Source organism: Pseudorhizobium halotolerans (assembly GCF_902153235.2).
Classification (GTDB): Bacteria; Pseudomonadota; Alphaproteobacteria; order Rhizobiales; family Rhizobiaceae; genus Neorhizobium; species Neorhizobium flavum.
Genome location: NZ_CABFWE030000013.1, coordinates 149297 through 151542, shown reverse-complemented (window position 1 = coordinate 151542; position 2246 = coordinate 149297). Strand labels below are relative to the sequence as shown.

At 55.6% G+C, this 2246-nt stretch carries 3 protein-coding genes and 2 pseudogenes; all 5 read right to left on the bottom strand.

All coding sequences use genetic code 11. The annotated features are described in order from the left end of the window. Window positions 1-313 (bottom strand): annotated as a pseudogene (locus FN060_RS19775) (ISKra4-like element ISMet1 family transposase); the annotation flags it as partial. A gap of 170 nt (window positions 314-483) precedes the next feature. Continuing rightward, window positions 484-930 (bottom strand): annotated as a pseudogene (locus tag FN060_RS19770) (IS6 family transposase); the annotation flags it as partial. A gap of 136 nt (window positions 931-1066) precedes the next feature. Continuing rightward, the gene (locus tag FN060_RS19765; protein WP_077548944.1) at window positions 1067-1360 is read right to left on the bottom strand and encodes a type II toxin-antitoxin system RelE/ParE family toxin; all 294 of its coding nucleotides are present in this window, start codon (window positions 1358-1360) and stop codon (window positions 1067-1069) included. Then, window positions 1360-1614 carry a type II toxin-antitoxin system ParD family antitoxin gene (locus tag FN060_RS19760; protein ID WP_142589697.1) on the bottom strand — a complete coding sequence of 85 codons (255 nt, stop codon included), beginning with the start codon at window positions 1612-1614 and terminating at the stop codon, window positions 1360-1362. Before FN060_RS19760 ends, FN060_RS19765 begins: the two co-directional genes overlap by 1 nt. 125 nt (window positions 1615-1739) lie before the next feature. After that, window positions 1740-2162, bottom strand: coding sequence for a type II toxin-antitoxin system VapC family toxin (locus FN060_RS19755; RefSeq protein WP_077548946.1), 423 nt, complete (start codon window positions 2160-2162; stop codon window positions 1740-1742). Window positions 2163-2246: the final 84 nt, after the last annotated feature.

The following is a 2246-nucleotide window of genomic DNA, read 5'->3' as shown; positions in this document are numbered from 1 at the left end:
GGCACAGCATCCAGCGAGGATTGCGGACCTCCACTGTGCCGAAGACGGTTCGGATCCGGCGTGATGTGTAGTCCTTAACCGGCCGGAAGGTGTGGCAATCCGGGCAGACCCGACGGAAGAGGGAGTAGGTCTCTGCCTCATGGGCTACGACTGCGCTTTGCAGCGCCGTCATGATCGTCTTGCTGTCCTCAATCGACAGGCCAATGCCGCCGTCCAATAGACGTCCCCAACTCTTGTCGATACGAACGGCCTTCCTGCAAACGTCGCCGAACTCGTTCTTCCCCTCGATTGTGATCGTCCATTCCACCGCCATCGCTGCCTCTCCGAACAAAGCGATCCTGATGGACTGCACTGACCTAACAACCCGTCTCCGACCCCAGAGAAATTACCGGTTTCATCTGAGAATCTTCCCGGCAAGATTCTCACGTTAACTGCCAATTCTGGCTCAAAGCGGCCGCATTCTCACGGTTAACTGCCAACCAACAGGCGGTCTTCGGCATCGCTGGAAATGACGGCCTCGTGATTGGTTTGGCTGCCGTCAATGACGATGCGATCTGGGCGCCCATGACGTTCCAATGCCTTGCGAAGGAGGCGTTTGGCTGCTGGCAAGTCACGGTTTGCGCTGAAGAAGAACTCGACCGTGTCGCCGAGGCTGTCGATGGCGCGGTAGAGATACATCCACTTGCCGCGGACTTTGATGTAGGTCTCGTCCATATGCCACTTGCCGGTAACGCTCCGCTTGTGCCGGTTAAAGCGCTCCAGCAACTGAGGCGAGAAGTGGACGAGCCAACGATGGATGGTGGAGTGATCGACGTTCAGGCCACGCTCGGCCATCATCTCTTCCAAGTCGCGTAGGCTCAAATTGTAGGCCAGATACCAACGAACGCACAGCAGAATCACCGATCGGTCGAAATGGCGGCCGTTGAACATCACAAGCTCCCCGAAAATCAGAGGGCTTGATGCCCGACAGAGATTGCCATTCCGTTTGCGACAGAACCGATCGTATACATCATTGAAGGGATTCGAACCGACGACGAAGACGTAATAGAGTCGGAGAAAGAACTGATTAGGGAGAATCTCCTGCCCAATCTTCGTGGCCGTGCCGGATACGGATCACGAAAACCGTACCGTCTTCGTTGATGCGATAGACGACGAGGTGAGCTTTGAAGGGATGGATCCTGACAGACGGAGAAATTTCATGGCGCTCGCGCGCCATTCGTGGGTTTTCGGCAATGAGTTCGAGTACGGCGAAGAGCTCGTCATGATATCGTTTGGCCACCAGTGATCCAAAGGCGCGGATACCTTCTTCTGCGATGGAAACGATATCCTCTTCCGCCCGGACCGAAAGGCTGAATGGCATCAAGCACGTCCGCGGCTGATCTCAGCTAGCTCGGTTGCTGCAGCAAACAGCTCGTCCCTTGAACGACGCCCCAACCCACTTGCGATCCCGTCGTCGACAAACCGCTGCATCTGGGCAATCTTGTGCGTACGAGCCTGGTCTCTGCGGATTAGGTCCCTGACGTAATCGCTTACGTTTGAATATCGACCCGTCTTGGCTTGTGCTTCAACCCAGTCTTTCATGGGGTCCGGCAGGGATACATTCATCGTCGCCATCACAGTCTCCTTAGACCCCGAGAATAGCCGCTGATGGCAAAGTTTGTCAAATAGCTCGTGATTGCGCGATACGCTCTTGATAGGACCTGAACCGTCGACCTTTCGAGGCGCCTGCGAGCCTTTACTCAGGAACGCCATGGGTCCACGAGGATAACCCCGGTGCCCTGGAAATCTTGAGTGTTGCGTGTAACGACCACAAGCCCGTGCACGACTGCCGTGGCAGCGATGAGTGCATCAGCTTCGTTGCGGCGATCCGGAATATGCAAATGGGCACATCGCGTCGCAATCGCTTCGTCGATAGCGACGATGCGCTGAGCGAACTCCGGGCGTACTCGGCTATCCATCCAGGCTCGTAAGCGAGCGCCCTGCTCAATGTCACGCCGCTGGATGCTGAGTATCCCGCGCTCAAGTTCTAGAATTGTTATGGCAGAAATATACAGATCTCGGGAGTCCTGCGCGCTTATCCAAGCCGTCACGTTCTGATCAGCTTTACCGTCCCCAACCTTACGGAGCTCAGAGACAACGTTTGTGTCGAGCAGATATCTCAAGACAGATCAACTTCGCGAGTTGCGATGACTGATCGAGACGGATCGAAATCGATGTTCGACAATCCAGGCATGGAAAGGGCATCA

Bases quoted from the DNA above. Each gene is read 5' to 3' on its own strand.
- FN060_RS19760 (WP_142589697.1), bottom strand. From the start codon at position 1,614: ATGGCGACGATGAATGTATCCCTGCCGGACCCCATGAAAGACTGGGTT.
- FN060_RS19765 (WP_077548944.1), bottom strand. From the start codon at position 1,360: ATGCCATTCAGCCTTTCGGTCCGGGCGGAAGAGGATATCGTTTCCATC.